The 24,415-nt window shown below is 61.9% G+C and carries 24 protein-coding genes and 5 tRNA genes; all 29 read left to right on the top strand.

The window, feature by feature from the left end; all coding sequences use genetic code 11:
- The first annotated feature begins 142 nt into the window (after positions 1 to 142).
- The 29 genes from ABHT90_RS00875 (at position 143) to ABHT90_RS00735 (ending at position 24,403) form a co-directional block, all read left to right on the top strand.
- Entirely contained in the window at positions 143 to 931 is a 789-nt protein-coding gene (locus ABHT90_RS00875; protein WP_346981291.1) for a DUF3825 domain-containing protein, read from the top strand.
- 138 nt (positions 932 to 1,069) lie between these two features.
- Positions 1,070 to 1,144 (top strand) — tRNA-Val (locus ABHT90_RS00870).
- A 381-nt stretch (positions 1,145 to 1,525) separates the two neighbouring features.
- Positions 1,526 to 2,683, top strand: a complete 1,158-nt coding sequence (locus ABHT90_RS00865; protein WP_346981290.1) for a hypothetical protein — start codon at positions 1,526 to 1,528, stop codon at positions 2,681 to 2,683.
- A gap of 421 nt (positions 2,684 to 3,104) precedes the next feature.
- Positions 3,105 to 3,177: transfer RNA gene (locus ABHT90_RS00860), tRNA-Ala, on the top strand.
- Positions 3,178 to 3,377: 200 nt separating this feature from the next.
- Positions 3,378 to 3,453 (top strand) — tRNA-Ile (locus ABHT90_RS00855).
- Between the two features lie 624 nt (positions 3,454 to 4,077).
- Positions 4,078 to 4,150: transfer RNA gene (locus ABHT90_RS00850), tRNA-Ala, on the top strand.
- 75 nt (positions 4,151 to 4,225) lie between these two features.
- Positions 4,226 to 6,259 (top strand): ABC-F family ATP-binding cassette domain-containing protein, encoded by a 2,034-nt coding sequence (locus ABHT90_RS00845; protein WP_346981289.1) that lies wholly within the window; start codon positions 4,226 to 4,228, stop codon positions 6,257 to 6,259.
- Positions 6,246 to 6,542 carry a hypothetical protein gene (locus ABHT90_RS00840; RefSeq protein WP_346981288.1) on the top strand — a complete coding sequence of 99 codons (297 nt, stop codon included), beginning with the start codon at positions 6,246 to 6,248 and terminating at the stop codon, positions 6,540 to 6,542. The genes ABHT90_RS00845 and ABHT90_RS00840 overlap by 14 nt, the downstream gene beginning before the upstream one ends.
- A gap of 9 nt (positions 6,543 to 6,551) precedes the next feature.
- Positions 6,552 to 7,235: a site-2 protease family protein gene (locus ABHT90_RS00835; RefSeq protein ID WP_346981287.1), complete on the top strand. Its 684-nt coding sequence runs from the start codon at positions 6,552 to 6,554 to the stop codon at positions 7,233 to 7,235.
- A gap of 84 nt (positions 7,236 to 7,319) precedes the next feature.
- Positions 7,320 to 8,129, top strand: coding sequence for a segregation and condensation protein A (locus tag ABHT90_RS00830; protein ID WP_346981286.1), 810 nt, complete (start codon positions 7,320 to 7,322; stop codon positions 8,127 to 8,129).
- A gap of 11 nt (positions 8,130 to 8,140) precedes the next feature.
- On the top strand, positions 8,141 to 8,860 hold the full coding sequence (gene scpB / locus ABHT90_RS00825) for an SMC-Scp complex subunit ScpB (RefSeq protein ID WP_346981285.1): 720 nt from the start codon (positions 8,141 to 8,143) through the stop codon (positions 8,858 to 8,860).
- Positions 8,847 to 9,812 (top strand): pseudouridine synthase, encoded by a 966-nt coding sequence (locus tag ABHT90_RS00820; protein ID WP_346981284.1) that lies wholly within the window; start codon positions 8,847 to 8,849, stop codon positions 9,810 to 9,812. Before scpB ends, ABHT90_RS00820 begins: the two co-directional genes overlap by 14 nt.
- Before the next feature lie 66 nt (positions 9,813 to 9,878).
- Positions 9,879 to 10,565 (top strand): (d)CMP kinase, encoded by a 687-nt coding sequence (gene cmk / locus ABHT90_RS00815; RefSeq protein WP_271760406.1) that lies wholly within the window; start codon positions 9,879 to 9,881, stop codon positions 10,563 to 10,565.
- Positions 10,566 to 10,568: 3 nt separating this feature from the next.
- The gene (locus tag ABHT90_RS00810; RefSeq protein ID WP_195445797.1) at positions 10,569 to 11,297 is read left to right on the top strand and encodes a lysophospholipid acyltransferase family protein; all 729 of its coding nucleotides are present in this window, start codon (positions 10,569 to 10,571) and stop codon (positions 11,295 to 11,297) included.
- Positions 11,298 to 11,299: 2 nt separating this feature from the next.
- Positions 11,300 to 12,199: a 4-hydroxy-3-methylbut-2-enyl diphosphate reductase gene (locus ABHT90_RS00805; protein ID WP_346981283.1), complete on the top strand. Its 900-nt coding sequence runs from the start codon at positions 11,300 to 11,302 to the stop codon at positions 12,197 to 12,199.
- Positions 12,200 to 12,201: 2 nt separating this feature from the next.
- On the top strand, positions 12,202 to 13,644 hold the full coding sequence (locus ABHT90_RS00800) for a DUF512 domain-containing protein (RefSeq protein ID WP_346981282.1): 1,443 nt from the start codon (positions 12,202 to 12,204) through the stop codon (positions 13,642 to 13,644).
- Between the two features lie 10 nt (positions 13,645 to 13,654).
- Positions 13,655 to 14,989: a ribosome biogenesis GTPase Der gene (gene der / locus ABHT90_RS00795; protein WP_346981281.1), complete on the top strand. Its 1,335-nt coding sequence runs from the start codon at positions 13,655 to 13,657 to the stop codon at positions 14,987 to 14,989.
- Positions 14,982 to 15,665 (top strand): glycerol-3-phosphate 1-O-acyltransferase PlsY, encoded by a 684-nt coding sequence (plsY, locus tag ABHT90_RS00790; protein WP_052044181.1) that lies wholly within the window; start codon positions 14,982 to 14,984, stop codon positions 15,663 to 15,665. The genes der and plsY overlap by 8 nt, the downstream gene beginning before the upstream one ends.
- Positions 15,666 to 15,674: 9 nt before the next feature.
- Positions 15,675 to 16,682, top strand: coding sequence for an NAD(P)H-dependent glycerol-3-phosphate dehydrogenase (locus ABHT90_RS00785; RefSeq protein ID WP_035138461.1), 1,008 nt, complete (start codon positions 15,675 to 15,677; stop codon positions 16,680 to 16,682).
- Between the two features lie 18 nt (positions 16,683 to 16,700).
- Positions 16,701 to 17,372 carry a ribulose-phosphate 3-epimerase gene (gene rpe / locus ABHT90_RS00780; RefSeq protein ID WP_346981280.1) on the top strand — a complete coding sequence of 224 codons (672 nt, stop codon included), beginning with the start codon at positions 16,701 to 16,703 and terminating at the stop codon, positions 17,370 to 17,372.
- A 6-nt stretch (positions 17,373 to 17,378) separates the two neighbouring features.
- Positions 17,379 to 18,557 carry a cysteine desulfurase family protein gene (locus tag ABHT90_RS00775; RefSeq protein WP_346981279.1) on the top strand — a complete coding sequence of 393 codons (1,179 nt, stop codon included), beginning with the start codon at positions 17,379 to 17,381 and terminating at the stop codon, positions 18,555 to 18,557.
- Positions 18,554 to 19,363 carry a Nif3-like dinuclear metal center hexameric protein gene (locus tag ABHT90_RS00770; RefSeq protein WP_346981278.1) on the top strand — a complete coding sequence of 270 codons (810 nt, stop codon included), beginning with the start codon at positions 18,554 to 18,556 and terminating at the stop codon, positions 19,361 to 19,363. Before ABHT90_RS00775 ends, ABHT90_RS00770 begins: the two co-directional genes overlap by 4 nt.
- Positions 19,360 to 20,079, top strand: coding sequence for a zinc ribbon domain-containing protein (locus ABHT90_RS00765; RefSeq protein ID WP_346981277.1), 720 nt, complete (start codon positions 19,360 to 19,362; stop codon positions 20,077 to 20,079). The genes ABHT90_RS00770 and ABHT90_RS00765 overlap by 4 nt, the downstream gene beginning before the upstream one ends.
- Positions 20,080 to 20,082: 3 nt before the next feature.
- A complete protein-coding gene (coaBC, locus tag ABHT90_RS00760) occupies positions 20,083 to 21,294 on the top strand; it encodes a bifunctional phosphopantothenoylcysteine decarboxylase/phosphopantothenate--cysteine ligase CoaBC (RefSeq protein ID WP_346981276.1) in 1,212 nt (403 codons plus the stop codon).
- Positions 21,295 to 21,374: 80 nt separating this feature from the next.
- Positions 21,375 to 21,451 (top strand) — tRNA-Pro (locus ABHT90_RS00755).
- A gap of 293 nt (positions 21,452 to 21,744) precedes the next feature.
- Positions 21,745 to 22,449, top strand: coding sequence for a CDP-alcohol phosphatidyltransferase family protein (locus ABHT90_RS00750; protein ID WP_089573364.1), 705 nt, complete (start codon positions 21,745 to 21,747; stop codon positions 22,447 to 22,449).
- 66 nt (positions 22,450 to 22,515) lie between these two features.
- Entirely contained in the window at positions 22,516 to 22,950 is a 435-nt protein-coding gene (locus ABHT90_RS00745) for an FHA domain-containing protein (RefSeq protein ID WP_006236002.1), read from the top strand.
- Between the two features lie 3 nt (positions 22,951 to 22,953).
- Positions 22,954 to 23,832, top strand: coding sequence for a transcriptional regulator FtsR (ftsR, locus tag ABHT90_RS00740; RefSeq protein WP_148346656.1), 879 nt, complete (start codon positions 22,954 to 22,956; stop codon positions 23,830 to 23,832).
- Positions 23,833 to 23,872: 40 nt separating this feature from the next.
- The gene (locus ABHT90_RS00735) at positions 23,873 to 24,403 is read left to right on the top strand and encodes an adenine phosphoribosyltransferase (protein WP_006235999.1); all 531 of its coding nucleotides are present in this window, start codon (positions 23,873 to 23,875) and stop codon (positions 24,401 to 24,403) included.
- The last annotated feature ends 12 nt before the right edge of the window (positions 24,404 to 24,415 follow it).

The raw sequence follows: 24,415 nt of genomic DNA, 5'->3' as shown, positions 1-24,415 counted from the left end.
CCGCGACCTCGTATTCGGAAGCCGCTCCCGCGACGAGCTCGTCAAAGAGCTAAGGCGCAATTGCGATGTGCGTGCCGGCGACCCGTCGCGCGTATAGAATCTAAGCATCCGCACAACAGCAATGAAATTGATTGGACACCACATGGAGATCCCCAGCACCCTGTGCAGCAATGTGTACGACTTCGCGTTTTGCCCCGAGCCCTGCTACGACCGCCTGGTCGACCTCGCCGACCCCGAGGACTGGGGTCCCGGCAACCGCATCCTCAAAAACTACCTGTCGTTTTCGTTTAGCCGCGCGGTGTTCCTGACCGAGCGTGACTTGGACCAGACCGGGCCGTCCAACCTGCCGCTGGTGCTCGACAATGACCGCTGCCTGTTCAATACCGGCCTGTACACGCGTCGCTACGAGACCATCTACGGCCTGTTTGAGCCCAACACCAAGCCCGACGCGCGCCAGCGCTGGTTTTTGAAGGGCTTCTTTAAGGAGAGCGACCCCATGCTGGTCTCGTTTGAGTACCTGCCGTGCCGCGTGCGCTTTGCCGAGGACCCTTCCGAGCTGGTCTTTGACTACCGCCCGCCCATCCGCTCCAACATCGACCACATTCTGGGCGACGAGGAGAACCTGACTCGCATCCCTGCCAGCCTGATGGGGGAGGGCAACTCGCTGCTGCTGCGCCGCGCCTTTGAGGGCGCCGTCGTCGAGGCCGCCCGTCGCGCAGCAGCCAACTACACGCTCGCGGTACCGCAGTTCTATGGCGGCCGGATCCAGCTGCTCTTGCCGCTGTGCCTGACTGGCGACAAGCCCGAGCTGGCGCTGACCATCCAGCGCGAGGACGGCTTTTACGCCGCGCGCACCTGCCTCACGCTCGATATGGCCTACAACAACGCGCGACTCATTTGCCGCCCCGAGACTTCGTGGATTAAGCGATAAATGCTGGTTTAGCTGCGGGTTTGCCGATTGCTTTTGTCGCTTTTGCTTGACTGGCACCCACGAATTTAAAATCGAGGGCAAAAAGTTCTTGGTAAACCACGCGCGGCTATGATAGTATCTCTTTTGCCGAAAGGCGACGGGCGATTGGCTCAGGGGTAGAGCATATCCTTCACACGGATGGGGTCACAAGTTCGAATCTTGTATCGCCCACCATCTAAAGCGCAGGTCAGAGGTGTTAAGCTTCTGGCCTTTTTCTTTTTGACACCAAAACTGACACCAAAAATCAATTGAACTTTGCTACAACGGCATAGCCCGCCTGCGGTTCTTTTACTGACTTCCTGCGCGTTTTTAAATCGCGAATTCAGTAGTTTTCCTGTCCAACCTTGTATATGGCACTAAGAATTGTGGAGACAGGGACCAAACGAGCAGCTTCGCTACCTGCGCGTTTCATCTCTCTCGCTAACTTTCGACGCAACCCGTCCATCTTTTGGTCAGTATTTGGTTTGCTTCCGGTACTTACCCGCATGACGGCCCCGTAGATAATCGCCTTGCCCGCAATCCGTACGGCCTACGGCCGATACCAGGGGAGGCCTCATGGACGATATCGTCTGCGCAAACACCGCATTCCGTTACTGGCGCTGCCCACCGCAGGTGCGCGACCTCTACCCGCGCCTACCTAACTCCGAAGACGGCTGGCGAGCTCTATCCCAAGCCCCTTTCGTAACCGACGTCCTCAAGACCCCGATTATTACCACAACAGTGCCCGGTGGCGTTAACTACCATTCGGGATTACGGACAACAATCCACTGTGATGATGCTTCTGGGGTGGACAGTACGCTGGATACCGCGATGAGATTTAGGGTTACCAATCCACTTGCGACGCTATTTACCATGGCGCGCTTTGTGTCTCCAACCGATCTTGTCCTTGCCATGTACGAATTCTGCGGATGGTTCTCAGTCTTTGAGCCTACCGCCGCAGCAGAAGCGGAACTAGACAAAGCCAAAGACGCTGCCGAGAGTGCAACCACCGAATCCCTCTTTGACCTCGATGAAAGCCAAGAAGAACCACAATGGAAACGCGTTTACGCGCGCATAAAAGTCAAAGAACAGGTAAATGCGAAGGGGCCCAACGGACAAAAGAAAACGAATGAGGTCACAAAGCTAAAGGGCACTTCGCTCTGGATGAGGAAGCCGCTCATCGAATTACACGAGCTTCATGAGTACGCCAATAAGATGAAAAAAAGAAAGTGGGGTACAAAGTTTTACAAAGCCGCGCAGCTGGTGACGGGTGTAGTCGCTTCTCCGCTCGAAGTTGCAGGAATTTTATTGCTGTCGCTTCCTTGTTCTCGCGGCGGTGCCGGCTTTAGAAGCGTTTACGTCAACGACCTTACACCGCTTACCGCATCGGCGCAGAGCATTGCAGGGCAAAAAGTCTGCTACGGAGATATCGTGATCGTGAATCCAACCATAATGAAGGCAGGCATCGTGGAGATTCAGGGAGAGGTCATCCACGGATCAGGCGCCGTGCTCGACCACGATGCCAAACGCATGACGGCGCTGCAAAGTATGGGGTATGACGTCTTCCTGGTTACGCACGACATGCTTAACGATGCCGAGCAGCTTGATGCGATCGTGCGAAGTCTTTGCTCACGTTTGGAATTGCGCTATAGGTGCAAAACCAGGGCGCAAAAGACGGCGGAAATGGAGCTACGAGCCAACGTGCTGTGCAATTGGCTGGAAATCGGTCGTTAGACGGGTGCCCTGCTCACTTCCGGGCGCCCTCGGCCGACTGCGCGCGATGCCGCCGCCACGGAACCGGCCCATCTACTACGTTTTACTCCGACCCCTCGACCATGACCCGTATTTCGCGAAAACCGCAGGCCGTCTACCTGCGGTTTTATTTTTGGCCGAGACGCCATGGTCGGGGGATGCCGCCCAAACGTAGTAGATGGGCCGGTTTCGTGGCGGGAGCTCCCCGGGGGCGGCCGGGCGGGTGCCGGGAAGTAGGGCGGCGGCCACGCCGCCGCCCGCGGGGCGTGACCCGCGGGCCGGATCGGACATCGCGGGCCTCTTATTCTTGAGTCCGTCCAGCATCCGCGCTCGCGCCGCCGAAAGTTTTTCTGAAATTGTCCTTGCATCGGCGGGGGAGTTCCCGTATAGTACTTCTTCGCACGGGGGCGTAGCTCAGCTGGGAGAGCGCTTGACTGGCAGTCAAGAGGTCAGGGGTTCGATCCCCCTCGTCTCCACCCGAGCATTGAATGAGGCTCCAACGCAAGTTGGGGCCTTTTTTTATATAGGCACACAAGGTCAAAGGCGGCACCATGATCCTCCTGGTCGACAAGATCGTACGTTGAACGGGTGTCTCGTGCATGGTAGTATTTCACGACGTGGTGCAACGCTACTCTGCATGGAAGTCCTCCATTGCCTTTGCAACCACTAATCACAAGGGCTCTTGGCGCAACGGTTAGCGCAGGGGACTCATAATCCCTGGGTTCTGGGTTCGAATCCCGGAGGGCCCACCAGAGAATCAAGAGGCCGGGCAAATAGCCCGGCCTCTTTTTGTCAAAGTTCCCACTTCACATGCCTGCCAAATTGCTTTGATAAACGTTTCCGGTTCAAATCCACGTAATTGTTAGTGCTGTTTGACAAGTATCATTTCAAAACTATGTCGGATTACGGGGCTGGACCAGGACAGGCCGTCCATACCCTGCATTTCGCGGAATTCGCAAGTCGTCTACCTGCGGTTTTGATTTTACCGATTGCGGCATGCTCGGGGGTTCCCGGCCTGGCCCCGTAAACCGGCATGGTTTTGAGATCGCCGGGCGGGCGGGGGCGCGGTTGGCCCCGATAATGGGCCCGGCGCCGGCGGGATGGCCGTTGGGCGGATGGCGGACCGCGCCGCGGATGCGAGAAACGGCGGTCCGCGGGATTCGAGATGTCCCAAGGGCGCCGGAGAGGAGGGCGGCGGCAACGCCGCCGCCCTCGGGGCGCGCCCCCGCGGGCGAAAAGGGCATCGCGGGGCCTCGCGGCCCGTTCCCGCGCCTGCGTCCGCGGCCGGGCTGCGTTCCCTCGCCGCCGCCCGCAAAATATTTTCCAAAATTGCCCTTGCATCGCCGTCCGAGTTCCCGTATAGTACTTCTTCGCACGGGGGCGTAGCTCAGCTGGGAGAGCGCTTGACTGGCAGTCAAGAGGTCAGGGGTTCGATCCCCCTCGTCTCCACCCGAGCATTGAATGAGGCTCCAACGCAAGTTGGGGCCTTTTTTCATATAGGCACACAAGGTCAAAGGCGGCACCATGATCCTCCTGGTCGATAAGATCGAAAAAAGCTTCGGCGCGCGCGTCCTCTTTAGCGGCGCGTCCTTCCAGATCAACCCCGGCGAGCGCTTCGCGCTCGTGGGCCCCAACGGAGCCGGCAAAACCACCATGCTCAAAATCATCATGGGCATCGACAGCCCCGACGCCGGCCAGGTCCAGTACGCCAAGGACTGCCAGGTGGGCTACCTAGAGCAGGAAACCAACCTGGAGCACAAGGACACCACCATCCTCGCCGAGGTCATGGCCGCCGCCAAGGAAATCCGCCGCATGGGCGAGCGCGCCAACGAACTGCAGGCCCAAATCACCGAGCTCTCCGAGCAGGGCAAGGACGTCGACGCGCTCCTCAACGAGTACGGCCAGGTCCAGGACCGCTTTGAGCACCTGGGCGGCTACGAGCTCGAGAGCAACGCGCGCAAAATCCTGTCCGGCCTCGGGTTTAAGGTCACCGACTTTGAGCGCCCCTGCTCCGAGTTCTCGGGCGGCTGGCAGATGCGCATCGCGCTTGCGAAGCTCTTCCTGCGCCACCCCGACCTGCTGCTTCTGGACGAGCCCACCAACCACCTGGACCTCGAAAGCGTCCAGTGGCTGCGCGGCTTTATCGCGAACTACGACGGCGCCGTGCTTATCGTCAGCCACGACCGTGCCTTCATGGACGCCTGCGTCGACCACGTCGCCGCGCTCGAGAACCGCCGCGTGACCACCTACACCGGCAACTACAGCAGCTATCTTAAGCAGCGCGAGGACAACCTGGAACAGATGCGCGCCAAGCGTGCTGCCCAGGAGCGCGATATCGCCCACATGCAGGTCTTCGTCGACAAGTTCCGCTATAAGCCCACCAAGGCCGCTCAGGCCCAGGAGCGCATCCGCAAGATCGAGCAGATCAAAAAGGAGCTCGTCATCCTGCCCGAGGGCCACAAGCACATCGACTTTAAGTTCCCGGACCCGCCGCGCTCGGGCGACATGGTCGTGGGCCTGGAGGGCGTGTCCAAGTCTTACGGCGACAAGCACATCTACAGCGACATCGACCTCAAACTGTACCGCGGTGAGCACGTGGCGCTCGTCGGACCCAACGGTGCCGGCAAGTCCACCCTCATGAAGATCCTCGCCGGCCTTGAGCCGCCCACCACGGGCATCCGCGATCTGGGCACCAACGTGGGCATCGCCTACTACGCCCAGCACGCGCTCGAGGGCATGACCGAGTCCAACACCGTCCTGCAAGAGATCGACACCGTCACGCCCAAGTGGACCGTGCCGCAGCAGCGCAGCCTGTTGGGCGCCTTCCTGTTTAGCGACAACGATTCCATCGAAAAGCAGGTCCGCGTCCTCTCCGGCGGCGAAAAGGCGCGTCTGGCCCTGGCCAAGATGCTCGTGGCGCCCGAGGCGCTCCTTTGCCTGGACGAGCCCACCAACCACCTGGACATCGACTCGGTGGACATGCTCGAGAACGCTCTGCAAAACTTCCCCGGCACCATCGTGCTTATCAGCCACGACGAGCACCTGGTGCGCGCCGTGGCCAACCGCGTGATCGATATCCGCGACGGCAAGGTCACGGTCTACGACGGCGACTACGACTACTACCTCTACAAGCGCGAAGACCTCGCAGCCCGCGCCGCCGCCGAGGCGTCCACGGAGAGCGTGCCTGCCGCGGCCAAGTCCACCAAAGCCAGCGCCGGCCAGGCCGACACCCCCGCCGCGGCGCCTAAGCCTGCCGAGGGCAAAAAGACCAAGGAGCAAAAGCGCGCCGAGGCCCAGGCCCGCGCCGCGCTCAACAAAAAGCTCAAGGGCGTGCGCAACCAGCTCAAGAAGATCGAGGCCGAGCTCGACAAAAAGCGCGCCCGCTATGACGAGCTTATGGAATTGATGGCGAGCGAGGAGCTTTATGCCGATCAGGACAAGTTCAACGCCGCGCTGGGGGAATATAACGGGCTTAAGCAAGAGCTGCCCAAGCTCGAGGACGAATGGCTGGAGCTTTCCACCCAGATCGAAGAGGAGACCGCGCGTGAACTCTCGTAAGGCCGCTGCCGTGGCGATGAGCATCATCGCCATCGCTTGTCGCATCTGCGGCATCTTTATGAGCGCGATGACCGTGCTGCTGTGCTTTAGCGGCCTCACCGCCAAGCTGCAGATCGTGGACTTTGTCGTAGAGCTTTCGCGCGCGCTGCCGAGCGCCATCGCCGGGTACGGTGTCATCACATCGCCTTTTGGCGGCGTGTTCCGCCTGGATTACGCCATCGTGGCCGTCATCCTGTTTGTGGCCGACTACCTGCTCACGCGCGCCTCGCGCCGCGTCCGCTAGGGGATCGCCATGTCCAGCAGCTACTTCATGAACTTGCTCGCGAGCGCCGTCGCCGTCATCGTCGGCATCGTGATCCACGAGAGCGCGCACGCCGCCGCGGCCTGGGCACTCGGCGACAAGACGGCCCGCTCGCACGGCCGTGTCTCGCTCAACCCGCTCAACCATATCGACCCGTTTGGCACCATCATCCTGCCGCTGCTTATGCTCGCGGCCGGCGGCCCGGTGTTCGCCTTTGCCAAGCCGGTGCCCGTCTACCTCAACAACCTTAAGCACCCCAAGCGCGACGAGGTTCTGGTGAGCGCAGCCGGTCCCGCATCGAACATCGCGCTGGCATGCCTTGCGGCCGCTCTCATGCACGCAACGTACAGCAACCTCTATACCAGCATGTCCTTTGCCGTGGCGTCCCAAATCATGAACTTCGGTGCCACCTTTATCGTGGTCAACCTGTCGCTCGCGTTCTTTAACCTCATCCCGATCCCGCCGCTCGACGGCTCGTCGATCATCGTGCCGTTCCTCAAAGGTAAGGCGCTTGCCAACTACTATCGTCTGCAACAGTACGCCATGCCGATCCTTATCATCGTGCTGTACCTGCTGCCCATGTGGACCGGCATCGACGTGATTGGCCGCTATTTCGACGTTACCGTGTATCCGCTTGCTGAGCAGCTGCTCAACTTCGCAATCGCCGGCATCTAGGGTAAACTTACAGGTCGACCGTGCAAAACGGTCGTAACATGCACCCAAACCGCGCCGTGAAGGCGCCGTCAAAGGAGGTCGAAGATGTCGTATCGCGTGTCGACGCAGGTCTACAGCGGACCGTTCGACCTGCTGCTGCAGCTGGTAACCCGCCAAAAAGTAGATATCGGCGCCATCTCGATCAGCGAGGTGGCAGAGCAATACCTGGCCGAGGCCGAGCGCATCGAGGCGCTGGACCTGGACGTCGCAAGTGACTTTTTGCTGGTCGCGGCAACCCTTTTGGACATCAAGGCTGCCTCGCTGGTGCCCCAGGAGGCCCCCAGCAAATCCGCCGACGATGACGAGGACGACGAAGACCTCGAGGAACTCAGCGCGCTCGACGGCGACGCCCTGCGCGAGGTCCTGATCCAGCGCCTGATTGCCTACAAGCAGTTTAAGGGCGCGGCGGCGGCCCTTGGCGCGCGCATGCAGGCCGAGAGCCGCATGCATCCGCGCGTGGCCGGCCCCGACCCCGAGTTCCTGGGCCTTATGCCCGACTATCTGGCTGGCATCACGCTGCGCGGCCTTGCCGTCATCTGCGCCGACCTGGACGGCAAGCGCCAGACCTTCCTGCTGGAGGCCGAGCACGTGGCACCGCATCGCGTGCCGCTCGACCTGACGGTGGCCTCGGTCGACCGCTTTACCATGGCGCACCAAACCTGCACCTTCCGCGAGCTGTTGGACGGCGAGGCCACCACTGAGCAACTCGTCGTCACTTTCCTGGCCATGCTCGAGCTCGCCAAGCGCGGCTCGCTCACCCTGAGCCAGGACAAGATTTTTGGAACTATTCAAATCAACCGCGTCGAGGGCGCCGAGGCATATGTGCCCGGCGAGGGCCCCGAGCTCACCGAATAGGAGCGGCAACCATGTCAACCCTTTCCACGCTAGAGGCAAACAGCCTCAAAGGCGCCCTCGAGGCGCTGCTGCTGGTGTCAAGCGACCCGGTGAGTGCGCCCGCGCTGGCCGGCGCACTGGATATCGCCCCCGGCGAGTGCGCGTCGCTTTTGGCCGAGCTCAAGGTTGAGTACGAGGAGGCCAACCGCGGCTTTCAGCTGCGCGAGGTCGCTGGCGGCTGGCGCCTGTTTACACACCCTGCCTACCACGACGTTGTCGAGGCCTATGTGCTGAGCTGGGACACGCAAAAGCTGTCGCAGGCGGCGCTCGAGACCCTGGCTGTCATCGCTTACCACCAGCCCGTCACGCGCGAGGTGGTCAAGGGCATCCGCGGCGTCAACTCCGACGGCGTCATCGCGTCGCTCGTGGACAAGGGCCTGGTGCGCGAGCTCGGCCGCGACCCCCAGCGCGGTCAGGCCATCATCTACGGCACGACCAACGCCTTCTTGGAAAAGTTCGGCTTGCGCTCCACCCGCGACCTGCCCGACCTGGAGCAGTTTGCCCCCGACGAGCAGTCGCGTCAGTTTATCCGCGAGCGCCTGAGCGGCCGCAGCATTCAGTCCACGCTCGAGGAGCAGGCCGAAGATCTGGACGAAGAGCGCGAACTGATTGATACCGATGTTGAGGTTACCGATGGCGAGGAGCTTCTGCCCACCGGCGATACCTCGGAGGATTTGCATGACGAAGACTAACGAAGTAGGGGAGACGCGCATCGCCGGCGCCCCGGGCACGCCGGCGCCCGACGCCCAGCCCGTCTATCCGCACACCATGCGCCTGCAGCGTTTTTTGGCGCGCGCGGGCGTGGCGAGCCGCCGCGGCTCGGAGGACCTGATGACCGCCGGCCGCGTGACCGTCAACGGCCAGGTCGCGACCGAACTGGGCACCAAGGTCGATGTCGACCGCGATCACATCGAGGTCGACGGCATGCCCGTCAAGCTCGACCAGGGCGCCGTGTACCTGATGCTCTACAAGCCGACCGGCTACCTCACCACCATGAGCGACCCGCAGGAGCGCCCTTGCGTGGCCGACCTGGTCCCCCGCGACCGATTTCCGGGGCTCTTCCCGGTGGGCCGCCTGGACCGCGACACAACGGGCCTTTTGCTCTTTACAACCGATGGCGACCTGTCTCAGGACCTGCTGCACCCCAGCAAGCACGTCTACAAGACCTACCAGGCACTCGTGGATGGCCAACTGACCGATCGAGACTTGGAACCACTCCGCCGCGGCATCGAGCTCGACGACGGCATGTGCCAGCCGGCAATCTGCCGTATCATCACCGCGCACGAGGCCGAGGCCGTAGCGCCCCAAGGCGTCAAGCCCGGCACCACCGCCGTGGAGGTCATCATCCGCGAGGGTCGCAAAAACCAGGTTAAGCGCATGTTGAGCAAGATTCACCATCCGGTAATCCGTCTGCATCGCTGCAACTTTGCCGGCCTTGAGCTCGAGGGCGTGGCCAAGGGCTCGTGGCGCGAGCTATCCGACCGCGAGGTGCAGATCCTCAAATGCGGCGGCATCCCGCCCAAGCAGGCCAGCTCCAAGCGCGTCGCCGCGCCGGCGACCAACACCGGCAGCCGCACGCGTCACCACGGCAGCCACGGCTCCGCACCCAAGCGCAACACCTACCGCGAGCGATACACGGGCTAGGCAACCCGCCGCGCCCCAACGCCCGCGAACCATACCAGCACGTCAACCATTGAAAGGAAGCATTGCATGATCGTCGCCATCGACGGCCCCGCCGGATCCGGCAAGTCCACCATCGCCAAGGAGATCGCCCGTCAGCTTGGCTTTAACAAGCTCGACACGGGCGCCATGTATCGCGCCGTCACCTTCGCCGCGCTCGACCGCGGCATCGATCTGGATAACGAGGCGGCCATCGACGCTCTCGCCGAGCAGATTGAGATCCGCTTTACCAACGGCACCGGCGAGGACACGCGCCTGACCATCGACGGCCAAGACGCTTCGGCCGCCATCCGCACCCCGCAGGTCGACGCCAACGTGTCCAAGGTCTCGGCCTATCCGGGCGTGCGCGCCGCCATGCTCATCCACCAGCGCCGCGCCGCCGAGGACCGCGATATCGTGGCCGAGGGTCGCGACATCGGCACCGTCGTGTTCCCTAACGCGCAGGTCAAGGTCTTCCTGACCGCCGACCCGCGTGAGCGCGCCCGCCGCCGCGTGCTGCAGCGTCACCAAAACGACGCCCAGCCGCTCACGTCCGAGCAGCTCGAAGCCGAGGTCGACGAGACCCTCGACGCCCTCAAGCAGCGCGATAAGCTTGACAGCAGCCGCGAGGTCGCCCCGCTCGTGCCCGCCGAGGACGCCGTGCACGTCGACTCCACCGCCCACACCATCGACGAGGTCGTCTCGATAATCGAGGACCTTATCAACCAAAGGAGGTAGCCCATGCGCCTGTTTCAGCAGACGCCCGAGGACTATTACAACGCCCCCTACGCCGAGTTTCCAGCGCTCATCCGCGGCACCGTCGTCGTAGTCATGGCCATCCTTTGGGCCTTCTCCAAGCTCATGTGGCGCTGGAAGGTCGAGGACGCCGATCTTCTGTTTGAGCGCCAGGAAGGCCGCGGCAGCGTGGTCATCTGCAACCACACCTCGATGGCCGAGCTCTTGGCCGTGGAGACGGCGCTGTTCTTTGGGGGCCGCCGCATTCGTCCCATCTTTAAGTCCGAGTTCGCCAAGAGCAAGATTGTGCGCTGGGCCTTCAGCCGCGTTGGCGGCATCCCCGTGGAGCGTGGTACTGCCGATATGAAGTGCCTGCGCGCCGCCCAGCATGCGCTGCAGCGCGGCGAGGACGTCCTGATTTTCCCCGAGGGCACGCGCATCCGCTCGCGCGATATCAAGCCCGAGGTCCACGGCGGCTTTGCGCTCATCGCCCAGATGGGCAAGGCGCCCGTCAACCCGCTCGCCATCTGCGGCTGGTCCGATATTACGCCTGCGGGCAAAAAGCTCATGCGCCCCAAGAAGTGCTGGATCCGCGCCGGCAAGGCCGTCTCGCTTTCCGACGCACCGGCCGGGCTTAAACGCACGGAGCGCCTGGAATGGTTTGAGTCCGAGGCCATGAACCGCGTCTACGCTATGCGAGACGAGCTGTGCGCCGAGCATCCGGGCAGGTTCTAGCCATGAGCGAGAATGTGACGAACACCGCCGCGACTGCGTCCGACCAGGCAACCGCGCCTACCATCGAGATCGCCGCCCACGCCGGTACTTGCTACGGCGTACAGCGTGCGCTCGATATGGCGCTAGCCGCCGCGCCGCAGGCAGGGGAGTGCACTCAGGTTCATACCTTGGGTCCGCTCATCCATAACCCCATCGTGGTGCGCGAGCTTGCTGAGGCAGGCGTTGGCCTGGCCGAGAACCTGGACGACGCCGCATCGGGCACCGTAATCATTCGCGCGCACGGAGTGGTGCCGCAGGTGATCGATGCCGCTCGCGAGCGTGGCCTTAACGTCGTCGACGCCACCTGCCCTTACGTGAAGAAGGTCCATATGGCAGCCGAACGCCTGGTGCGCGAGGGCTACCGCGTGGTGGTCGTAGGCGAGCCAGGTCACCCTGAGGTGGAGGGCATCCTGGGCCACGCCGGCACTGATGCGCTGGTCGTGAGCTGTGCCGCCGACGCCAACGCCTTGTCGTTCAAGGGCAAGGTAGGCCTCGTCGTGCAGACCACCCAGACCGCGCAGAACCTCGCCGAGGTCGTGGCAGCTATCACCCCGCGCGTGCAGGAGCTGCGTGTGATCAACACCATCTGCGCCGCCACGAGTGAGCGTCAACAGGCAGCAGCCACACTTGCCAACCGCTGCGACTGCATGGTCGTCGTGGGCGGCAAGAACTCGGGCAACACCCGCCGCCTGGCGCAGATTTGCGCAGACGCCTGCGAGCGCACGCATCACATCGAGGAAGCTTCAGAGCTTGAGACCGCTTGGTTTACCGACGCTCACCACATCGGCATCACCGCCGGAGCCTCCACCCCGCAAGAACACATCGAGCGCGCCGTCGAGCGCATCAAGGAGCTTTGCCGCTAATCATGGACCAGACCGTACCCGCATACGCCGCCGAGGTGGCCGATTACGGGCGCAGCCGCGACCCCGAGCCGGGTGAGGGCGCGCTCGTAAAGAACGTGCGTCCCGAATCGCCCGCGTGGGATGTGGGTATCGAGCCGGGCATGCGCGTGCTCGCGGTCAACGGCGAGCAGCTTACCGACATGATCGTGTGGCTCTGGGAGGCAGACGACGACACGGTCGACCTCGAGGTTTTCGACCCGCGCGATGGCACCGTCACCCCCGTGGAGCTCGATCGCTTTCCCGGAGAGGATTGGGGTCTGGAGTTCGACGGCCCTATCTTCGATGGCATGCGCACCTGTGTAAACGCCTGCGTGTTCTGCTTTATGACGATGCTCCCCAAGGGCGGCCGCTCCACGCTCTATATTCGCGACGACGACTATCGCCTAAGCTTTTTGCAGGGCAACTTCGTCACGCTCACGAACCTCACCGACGAAGATATTCAAAACGTCATCCAACGCAACATGAGTCCCATGAACGTATCGGTCCATGCTGTGAGCCCCGATGTCCGCCGCCGCATGATGGGCCGCAACGCCCAGCGCGGAATGGACGTACTCGAGGCCATCATGGCCGCCGGCATCGAGATTCACGCGCAGATCGTGTTGTGCCCCGGCATGAACGATGGCGAGGAGCTGGAAAAGACCCTGCGCTTTTGCGAGGAGCACGAGCAAATCACAAGCCTGGGCATTGTGCCGCTCGGTTTTACCAAGCACCAAAACCGCTTTAGCTGGTCATACAGCGACAAACCCGAGCTAGCGCGCGAGACCATCGCCATGATCCGACCGTTCCAGGACCGCGCCTATGAGCGCTTTGGCCGCCACACCTTCCAGATGAGCGACGAGTTCTATCTGGACGCCGGCATCGATCCTCCCGAGGCAGACTTTTACGACGGTTACCCGCAGTACTACGACGGCATCGGCATGATTCGCTCGTATCTGGACGAGACCGATGACGTGCTCGCCGCCGACGCCGAGCGTCTGGCCCGCGTTCGCGAGGCCGTCGCCGCCCGCAACCAGCGGCTTCTGTGTCTCTCGGGCGCCAGCGCGCGCGACACCGTGGCGCGCTTTGTGGAGTCGTCGCATGGTCTCGCCGGCGCCGTCACAGCCATCAAGAACCGCTACTTTGGCGGCAACGTGGACGTGACCGGCCTCATCGTCGCGTGTGACATTCTGGAGCAGCTGCCCCAAGATCTGTCGGGGGTTATGCTCTTTGTGCCTAAGCTCATGTTCAACGCTGACGGCATGACGCTTGACGAGTATCATCGTGACGATTTACTCGCAAGCCTTACCAGTCGCGGCGCCGAGGTTCATGTGGTGTCGACCATGCCGCATGAGCTGCTCGATACCCTGGAGCGCATCCTTGGCATTGTGCCCGCAGACTCTAACACTTCCACTGACCCTACCCATTAAAGGAGAGCAGATGAAACCTATCGTCGCCGTCGTCGGACGCCCCAACGTGGGCAAGTCCACGCTCGTTAACCGCCTGGCCCAGACCTCGGACGCCATCGTCCACGAGTCTCGCGGCGTCACGCGCGACCGCTCGTATCACACGGCCGATTGGAACGGCCGCGAGTTCACCATCGTCGACACGGGCGGTATCGAGCCGCTCAAGAGCGACGACGTCTTTGCCACGTCCATCCGCGACCAGGCCCTCGCCGCCGCCGAGGAAGCCGCCGTCATCCTGTTTGTGGTCGACGGCCGCACCGGCGTCACCGAGGAGGACGAGTCGGTTGCCCGCATGCTCAAGCGCTGCGACAAGCCGGTCTTTCTGCTGGTGAACAAGCTCGACAACCCCGATCGCGAGAACGACAGCATCTGGGAGTTCTATTCGCTCGGCGTCGGTGAGCCTACGCCGCTCTCGGCCCTGCATGGTCATGGCACGGGCGACCTGCTCGATGACATCGTGGCCCTGCTTCCGGAGGAAGAGGACGAGGTCGCCGATGAGTTCCCCGACGCGCTGAACGTCGCCATCATCGGCCGTCCCAACGCCGGTAAGTCCTCGCTGTTCAACCGCATCCTGGGCGCCGACCGCTCTATCGTGTCCAACATTGCCGGCACGACGCGTGACGCCATCGACACCGTCGTGGAGCGCAACGGCAAGCATTACCGCATGGTCGACACCGCGGGCATTCGCAAGAAGAGCACCGTGTACGAGAACATCGAGTACTACTCCATGGTCCGCGGCCTGCGCGCCATCGACCGCGCCGACGTGGCGCTGCTCGTCGTCGACGCCTCCGTGGGCGTTACCGAGCAGGACCAGAAGGTCATGGGTCTTGCCATCGAGCGCGGCTGCGCCATCGTGGTGCTGCTCAACAAGTGGGACCTGCTCGACGATGACCGCAAGCGCGAGGCCTGCATGGAGACCGTCGACCGCCGTCTGGGCGTCATGGCTCCCTGGGCCCAGTACCTGCGCATCTCAGCCCTGACCGGCCGTAGCGTCGAGAAGATCTGGTCGATGGTCGACGCGGCCGAAAAGACGCGCTCGCAAAAGATCAGTACCTCACGCCTCAACACGTTCCTCACCGACCTGCGCGAGTTCGGTCATACCGTGGTGGACGGCAAGCGCCGCCTGCGCATGCACTACGTGACCCAGACGGGCGTCAACCCGCCGACGTTCACGTTCTTCGTCAACCACAGCGACCTGGTCAACGACACCTACCAGCGCTACGTGGAGAACCGCATGCGCTCGACCTTCGACTTTGCCGGCACACCCATTCGACTCTTCTTTAGGAAGAAGGAGCAAAAGGATGCATAATCCGATTCTGCTGACCGCCATCTGCGCCGTGGTCTCGTTCTTTATCGGGGCGATTCCGTTTGGCCTGATTCTGGGCCGCGTGTTCAACCACACGGACATCCGCAAGGCGGGCTCCGGTAACATCGGCACCACCAACGCCCTGCGTGTGGCCGGCCCCAAGGTGGCCGCGCTCACGCTGCTGCTCGACTGCCTTAAGGGCGCCATCTGCGTCCTTATCGCGCGTCCGCTCATTGCCGACTTGGGCTATGGCTTCCCCGTGAGCATTATGGCCCCCGGCGCCGCCGGCGACTGGATGCTCGGCGTCATCTGCCTGGCAGCCGTGTGGGGCCATATCTTCTCGCCCTATCTCAACTTCCACGGCGGCAAGGGTATCGCGGTTGGTCTGGGCGTCATCCTCGCTTGGTACTGGCCTATTGGCCTGTCGCTGCTGGGCATGTTTATCGTGGCCGTCGCCATCACCAAGTTCGTGTCGGTGGGCTCGCTCGCCGCGGCCATCGGTCTTCCCATTGCCGTCTGCGCGGTCTTTCCGTACAGCAGCCTGGGACTTAAGTTTTGCATGGCGCTGATCGGCATCACCGTGGTGTGGGCCCATCGTGCGAACATCAAAAAGCTCATGACGGGTAAGGAGTCCAAGCTCTCGTTTACCAAGCGCGTCACCGAGCCCGACGATAAGTAGGAGAGAGTCATGAATGTTGCGCTGATTGGCTCCGGCTCCTGGGGAACCGCCGTCGCCGGCCTTGCCGCCGCGCGAGCCGAGCGCGTGACCATGTGGGCCCATAGCGAGCAGACGGCCGCCGGCATCAATGGCGAGCACCGCAACCCCCGCTACCTTGTGGGCTACGAGCTGCCCGGCAACGTCGTCGCCACGACCGAGCTCGTGCAGGCGCTCGACGGCGCCGAGGCCATCATCTTTGCCGTTCCTTCGACGCACCTTCGCAGCGTGTGCCACCAGGCCGCGCCCTTTATCGCCGCCGATACCCCGGTGCTCTGCCTCACCAAGGGCATTGAGCCCGAGTCCGGCCTGCTCATGAGCGAGGTCATCGCCAGCGAGATCGGCAACGAGGCGCGCGTGGCGACCCTCTCGGGCCCCAACCATGCCGAGGAGATTTGCCGCGGCGGACTTTCTGCCGCCGTCATCGCCAGCGAAGACCCACAGGTAGGGGAGACCTTTAAGGACCTGCTCCTATCCACGGCCTTCCGCATCTACCTGTCGCAGGACATGACCGGCGTCGAGGTTTGCGGCGCCATGAAAAACGTCATCGCCATCGTGTGCGGCATTTCCGCCGGTTCCGGCGCGGGCGACAACACGCTCGCCCTCATCATGACGCGTGGTCTGGCCGAGATCAGCCGTCTGGTACACGCCCGCGGCGGTCAAGCTATGACCTGCATGGGACTTGCCGGCATGGGCGACCTCATCGCCACCTGCACCTCGGAGCATTCGCGCAACCGCACCTTTGGCTACGAGTTTGCCCACGGCGTGTCGCTCGACGAGTACCAGACGCGCACGCATATGGTTGTCGAGGGCGCCGTCGCGGCCCGCAGCGTGAGCGAGCTTGCCCGTTCACTGGGCGTAGACATTCCGCTCACCTTTGCCGTGGAGCAAACGCTCTACAACGGTGTTACTTTGGATAGGGCGCTCGAGATTCTTACCGATCGCGTCCCTTCTCAAGAGTTCTACGGACTCACCGACTAGCGCAGAAAGGCTTCTACCATGGGTTCCATCAAAATCGCTCCGTCTGTCCTTTCGGCCGACATGGCCAACCTCAAGGGCGAACTCGACAAGATCGCCGGTGCCGACTACGTGCACTTCGACGTCATGGACGGCCACTTTACCGGCAACCTCACCTTTGGCGTCGACATCCTTAAGGCCGTCAAGCGCTCCACCGATGTACCGGTCGACGCACACCTGATGGTGTCGAACCCCGACGAGACGGTCGATTGGTACGCCGACGCCGGTGCCGACATGATCACCGTGCACTACGAGGCCTCCACGCACCTGCACCGCACGCTCACGCACCTGCAGCAGCGCGGCGTCAAGGCCGGCGTGGTGCTCAACCCCGCCACCCCCGTGTGCGTACTCGAGAGCATCATCGACGTTGTCGACATGGTGCTGCTGATGAGCGTGAACCCCGGCTTTGGCGGCCAGAGCTTTATCCCGGGCACTCTGCCTAAGCTGCACGAGCTTACGGCCATGTGCGAGCGCCACGGCGTGTCGCCCCTGATCGAGGTCGATGGCGGTATCTCTTCCAAGAACATCGCCGAGGTCGTCAAGGCCGGCGCCAACGTGCTCGTAGCCGGCTCCGCCGTATTTAAGTCCGAAGATCCCGCCGCCGAGGTTGCGCTGCTGCAGAAGCTGGGCAACGAGGCTGCACAGGAGGCATAAACCCTTATGACCGCAGGTCAAAACCGCATACCCGTGAATCTTGACTATGCCGCCTCGACGCCCATGCGCGCCGAGGCGCTCCTTGCGCAGCGCGAATATGACGACAGCGAGCTTGCCGGCGTCAACCCCAACTCGCTGCATTCGCTCGGCCGCAAGGCCGCCGCGCGCCTGGAGGTGGCACGTCGCGAGATTGCCCGTAGCTTTGGCGCGCGCGTTCGCCCGTCCGAGATCATCCTTACCAACGGCGGCACCGAGGCCAACCAGCTGGCGCTGCTCGGACTTGCCGAAGGCGCTCGTCAGCGCGACCGCAAGCGCAGCCGCGTGATCGTATCTGCCATCGAGCACGATTCGATTCTGGACAACCTGCCGCTGCTGCGTGCCGCCGGCTTTACCGTCGACCTGGTGCAGCCCTGCCGCGCGGGCTACATTGAGCCTGCCACGCTTGTCGAGCTGCTGGGCGACGACGTGGCGCTCGTGAGCATCATGGTTGCCAACAACGAGACCGGCGTAGTGCAGCCCATCCGCGAGCTGGCCGCCGCCGCACATGCTGCCGGCGCCCTGTTCCACACCGATGCCATCCAGGGCTACTTGCACATTCCGCTCGATGTCACCGAGCTGGGAGTTGACGCCATGACCGTTGCCGCGCACAAGATCGGTGGCCCCGTGGCATCCGGCGCGCTCTACCTTAAGAGCCGCACGCCGCTGCGCCCGCGCATCTTTGGCGGCGGACAGGAAGCCGGACGACGTGCCGGCACGCAGGACCTGCGCACGCAGATGGCCTTTGCCGCTGCCGCCCGCACGTTGGCGCCCCGCGTGGCCCAGGAGCGTACGACGCTGCAAGCCCTTTCCGACAAGCTCTATGCCACGCTTACGGCTCATCCGCGTATTCATGCCACCATGGGCGACTACGCACAGGCCGATCGTCTGCCGGGTATGGTTTCGATCTACGTCGACGGCATGGACTCCGAGGAGCTCATCATCAAGCTCGACGCCGCCGGCTTTGAGGTTTCGGCCGGTTCTGCCTGCTCGAGCGGCAGCATGGACCCCAGCCATGTGCTCAGCGCCATGGGTATTGGCCGCGAACAGGCGCTGGGTGCACTGCGCATCTCCTTCGATGACCGCGTGAACCCTGCCGACCTGGATGAGTTTGCCCAGACGCTGCTCTCGATCGTAGGTGCCGCATGATCGTCGCCGAGCTTGAACGTGCGCTGCTGGCGCGCTATCCCAAGGCGGACGCCGAGGGCTGGGATCATGTAGGACTCTCCGTCGGCGACCCTGCCGCGGAGATTACCGGTGTTGCCTGCGCACTCGATGCGACCGAAGCCAACGTGCACCGCGCCCAGGAGGCCGGTGCCAACGTGTTGTTGACGCATCATCCTATCTACATCAAGGCGCCCGAGGCGTTTTGCCCGGCGGATGCCACTCGCCCCCAGTGCAGCGCGGCACTCTATGAGGCGGCCCGTTGCGGCGTGAGCATCATATCGCTCCACACCAACCTGGACCGCTCGCACGAAGCCCGTGTCTGCCTGAGCAAGCTGCTGGGTGCCGCACCCGTGAGCTCACTGGAGTACGTGGACGACCCCGAAGCCACCGGCCTGGGCGCGCTTGCAACGCTCAACGACCCGTGCACGCTGCGCGATCTTGCCACCCGTGCTGCCACGGCCTTCGGCAGCGACCCGCGTGTGTGGGGCGAAGCCGATCGCCCGAGCCGCACCGTCGCCATTTTGGGCGGCTCCCTGGGCGACTTTGGAGAGCTCGCCATCGCCGCAGGCGCAGATGTTGTCGTAACGGGCGAGGCGGGCTACCACGTGGCGCAAGACCTTGCCTTGCGCGGGCTGTCGGTGATCTTGCTCGGCCACGACCGCTCCGAGGAGCCGTTCGTTGATATATTGATGAACTCTGCAGTTGACGCCGGGGTCGACCCCCGTCATGCGATTAAAATACTGAACCCTTGCCAATGGTGGACTGTGACAAAAGGAGAGAACTTATGAGCGCCGGCGCTACGCTACTCAAGCTGCAACAGATCGATTTGGAGCTCGCCCGCAACAAGAGCGAACTTGCCAATATGCCGGAGCTCAAGGAGCTCGCTTCCAAGCGCAAGACCTATGTGAAGCTCAAGTCTGAGATGACCAAGCTCTACGCCCAGCGCAAGGATCTGGACATTGAGCTCGATGATCTCAACACCACCGAGATTCAGACCAACAACGCCATCGAGGCTGCCAAGAAGCGCCATGTCGACGGCTCCGACTACCGCGAGGTTCAGGACCTGGAGAATGAACTCGCCACCCTGGCCAAGCGTCTGGACAAGATTGAGCATACCCGCAAGGACGTCGTTGTCGCCCATAAGGAGGCGCTCGACCGCGAGGCCCGCGCGCAGGCAATCATCGCCAAGTTCGAGGAGGGCGTGAAGGCCGATACCAAGGCCGCCCGCGCCAAGGCTGCCGACCTTCAGGCTCAGATTGACGCCGCCACTAAAGAGCGCACCGCGCTTGCCGCCACGCTGCCGGCCGACGTGCTCACCGACTACGAGCGTCTGCTCAAGCAGTTCCGCGGCCTGGCCGTCGAGACCATCCAGGGCAACATCCCCACGGTCTGCCACACCGCGCTGCAGGCATCGTCCATGAGCGACCTCAACCACGACGGTAGGTCAATTACGCACTGCCCATACTGCCACCGTCTCCTGGTGCTCCCGAGCAAGGAAGCTTAAACGATGGCGGCATCCAACAATTCAATGCAACTTGAGGGAAAAACGATCCTGCTGGGCATTACCGGCGGGATCGCCGCCTATAAGTCGTGCAATATCGTGCGCCTGCTGCAAAAGCGCGGTGCGCGCGTCAAGGTCGTTATGAGCGAGCATGCCACCGAGTTTGTGGGCCCGCTCACCTTCCGTGCACTCACCAACGAGCCCGTTGCCGTGGGCCTATTCGACGATCCCTCCGACCCCATCCACCACATTTCGCTGGCGCAGGAGCCCGATCTGGTGGTCGTGGCGCCCGCGACGGCCAATATCATCGCCAAGATGGCCAACGGCATCGCCGACGACCTCATCTCCACCACGCTGATTGCGACGCCGCGACCCATCGTGATCGCACCCGCTATGAACAACGGCATGTGGAAGGCGCCGGCGACACAGGCCAACATGTCCACGCTGCGCGAGCGCGGTGTCCATGTGGTGGGACCCGGCAGCGGCTACCTTGCCTGCGGCGACGTGGACACCGGACGTATGAGCGAGCCCGAGGACATCGTCGAGGCTGTCTGTGAGGTGCTCAACCCCGCGCCTCAGGACCTGGCAGGTAAGCGCATCGTGATTACCGCCGGCCCCACGCACGAGCCGATCGATCCGGTGCGATTCATTGGCAACCGCTCTTCGGGCAAGATGGGCATCGCCCTGGCGGGGGAGGCCGCACGCCGCGGTGCCGAAGTCACGCTCGTGTTGGGACCGACATCGCTCGATGTTCCCCGCGACGTGGAGTGCGTGCGCGTGCAAACCGCCGCAGAGATGCTCCAGGCGGCACTGAGCGCCTTCCAGACGGCCGATGCGGCAATTTGTGCGGCTGCCGTCGCCGACTATACCCCGGCGGCCCCTGCCGACCATAAGCTCAAAAAGGCTAACGAGCGCCTGGATCGAATCGAGCTCGTCGAGACCGTTGACATCTTAGCCGAGCTTTCGCGTCAGAAGGGCGAGCGATGCGTGATCGGCTTTGCGGCCGAGACCGACAATGTTGTCGAGTACGCCGAACGCAAATTGGCCCGCAAGGGCTGCGATGCCATTATCGCCAACGATGTCTCACGCGCCGATTCGGGCTTTGGAACCGATACGAACAAGGCCTGGATCGTGAGTAAAGCGGGTACGCAAGAACTTCCTGTGCTAACAAAACCCCAGCTCGCAGATACAATTTTGGACTTGCTTCAAAATTTGTAAAAAAGTTCTTGCACAAGGCTAAAGTTTCGGGTTAATATACTCCCTGTTGCGAGCGAGAGCAGAGCAACAAACAAAAGCTTCGGGACGTGGCGCAGCTTGGTAGCGCACTTGACTGGGGGTCAAGGGGTCGCTGGTTCGAATCCAGTCGTCCCGACCAGAAGTTTGCAGGTCAGGCACCTAGTGCCTGACCTTTTTTGTTTTAATCACCATGATTATTTTGCTTAAAGCAACAACGTTCCCGCTCGATGTAATCACCGAATCAAAACGTGTACATCAGCCACCAAAATCGACATTTTTCGACATGTTTGGAGGCTGATGTACACGAATGCGAAATCCCCGCCGCCTAAAAGCGTCCTCCACATGTCTGGACTCTCTATGCTTGCGCTGGATAGACATCGCCGGAACGGGTATAGTATCGAAAGTTTTGTCGTTAACCAGCGGGGGAGTCCTGTGGGCATCAAAAAGAAGATCAAAAAGGAGCTTATCGGCACTTCCGATTACCCGTCGAATAAGATCTTTACGATCTCCAATTTCATCACCTTTACGCGCCTGATCCTCACCCTGGTATTTCTGTACCTGTTTGTGACGGATAACAATCGCGTCATCGCCATCGTTATCTACGCCGTTGCCGCCTCCACCGACTGGATGGACGGCCAGATCGCCCGCATGACTAAGACGGTCTCGTGGCTCGGCAAGGTCATGGATCCCATTTGCGACCGTGCACTGCTGTTCACCGGCGTGCTGGGGCTGGTGGTCCGCGGAGAGCTACCTATCTGGGTCTGCGTGCTCATTATTGGCCGCGACATCTATCTGGGTATCGGCACGCTTATCGTGCGTCATTATCATCGTCGCCCCATCGATGTCGTCTTTCCCGGAAAGATTGCCACTGCGCTGCTCATGACCGGCTTCTCGCTCATGCTGCTCGGTTTCCCCGTTATTGACGGCCTGCATCTTTTGCCTTCAACCCTCACGGCCTTCCCGGGCCTCAACGGAAGCTCGGTGCCCCTCGGCATCTTCTTTGTGTACGGCGGCGTGATCTTCTCCATGCTCACGGCTGTCATCTACTCCATTAAGGGCGGAGTGGCCATTAAACAGGCTCTCGCGCATCCCGAGGACGAGGACATCGACTTTCTGAACCCTGAAATCGAAGACTGATTCGTTGGGGTATGATTACGTACGGTTCATTATTTGCGGCACGTCCGCGATAAGTTAGGGGTTGTCATGGACAACATGGTTAACAATATGCCTCAGAATGATAAGACTGCTGACGCTACCTGCGTATTCCGCGTGCCTTCAAGCGACGTCACCGTTCCCGACCTCATGGCCAACGTGCGCATCACCGCCCCCGTTCTGTCCATCGTCAAGGGTCCGCAGACTGGTGCCGCTTTTGAACTCGAGGACGACGTGACCACCATCGGCCGCGATCCTGCGAACGGCATCTTCCTCAATGACATGACCGTTTCGCGCAGCCACGCGCGCATTATTCGCGAGGGCCTCGGCGCTCGCATCGAGGACTTGGGCTCGCTCAATGGCACCTGGGTCGACGGTGCCATCGTCAATGCAGCCCCGCTGCACGACGGTTCTTCCGTCCAGATCGGTACGTTTACGCTCATCTACCACGAGAGCACGCCGGAGCGCATCGAAACCGGTGAGTAGGGCATGGCCGAACGCAACTATCTGAGTATCGGCCAAGTCGTCAACCTACTTCGAGGCGCATACCCCGATCTTTCGAACTCAAAAATTAGATTTCTAGAGGATGAGGGGCTCATTACCCCTCATCGTACGCCAAAGGGATACCGTCAGTACTCCAAGGAGGACGTTGATCGCCTGGAGGTCATTCTGCACCTGCAGAAGACCCGCTATATGCCACTCAACGTGATTAAGCAGCGCTTGGAAAACGCCACGGACCTGTCAACGCTCGCCTACGAGGTGGGCTTGCTGTCCGATGTTCCGCTCAAGACGGAGCCCAAGGAGACTAAGCAAAAGCTGCATCCCATCGAGACCATTCCCGATATGCTGGGCGTCGAGATTTCGTTTATCCGCTCGCTCGCCGAAAACGACCTCATTCGCATCATCAAAAGCCCGCAGAACCGCGAGCTCGTCGATGGTCGCGATTTTCCGATCATCCGTTACTGCTCCGAGCTGTCGCGCTTCCATATCGAGCCACGCAACCTGCGTCAGTACGTGTCTTCCGCTAACCGCGAGTCCTCGATGTTTGAGCAGGTGCTCGTGAGCATGCTCGGAATGGATACCTCCGATGACGAGCGCGACGCCAAGCTCGAGCGTGCGTTTAAGAAGCTTCACGACCTGACGGAGGGCGTGCACACCGCGCTGCTCAAGAACCGCGTTTTTGAGTCGCTCAACGCCGTGGTCGAGGACGCCGACATCGATGCACTCGATGAGGAAATCACGCGTTCCGAGTCCACCAAGGCCAAAAACGAAGAGCCAGCCGCGCCGGTTTCGCACGAGGATTCTCTCGTAAAGCCGCTCAAAGTCGTCGCCCCTTCGCAATCCGGCGCCGCCACCGCGGGCAAATAACCGCTTCTGAAATTTCGGCAACCCATTGAAAGGTCATGCAATGTACGACTTCGAATCTCAAATCGTCGACATCCCCGACTATCCCGAGCCCGGAGTCATCTTTAAAGACATCACGCCGCTCTTCGGCAATCCCGAGGCGCTCAAAGCCATGACCGATGCCCTCGCCGAGCACTTTGCCGGCATGGGAATCACCAAGGTCGTGGGCCCAGAGGCTCGAGGCTTTATGGTTGGCGTACCGGTGGCTGTAGCCCTTGGCGCCGGCTTTGTTCCCGCACGTAAACCGGGTAAGCTGCCGCGCGAGACCGTAAGCCAGAGCTACGAGCTCGAGTACGGAACGGATTCCATTGAGATCCATGCCGACGCTATCAGCTCTAAAGATACCGTGTTGATTCTGGACGACTTGGTCGCGACGGGCGGAACCGTCGAGGCAACAGGTAAACTGGTGCGAGATATGGGCGCAAAGCTTGTCGGTTACGGTTGTATCCTTGAGCTTGCGTTTCTCAACCCGCGCGAGAAGCTCACGCCGTCTGATGACGATGTGGAGCTGTTTAGCCTGGTGACGGTGGACTAGCCGTTACCCTTA

Source organism: Collinsella aerofaciens (genome assembly GCF_039758815.1).
GTDB classification, from domain to species: Bacteria; Actinomycetota; Coriobacteriia; order Coriobacteriales; family Coriobacteriaceae; genus Collinsella; species Collinsella aerofaciens_BP.
Note: the sequence above shows the minus strand (reverse complement) of the source record. Positions and strands in the feature narration are given on the sequence as shown.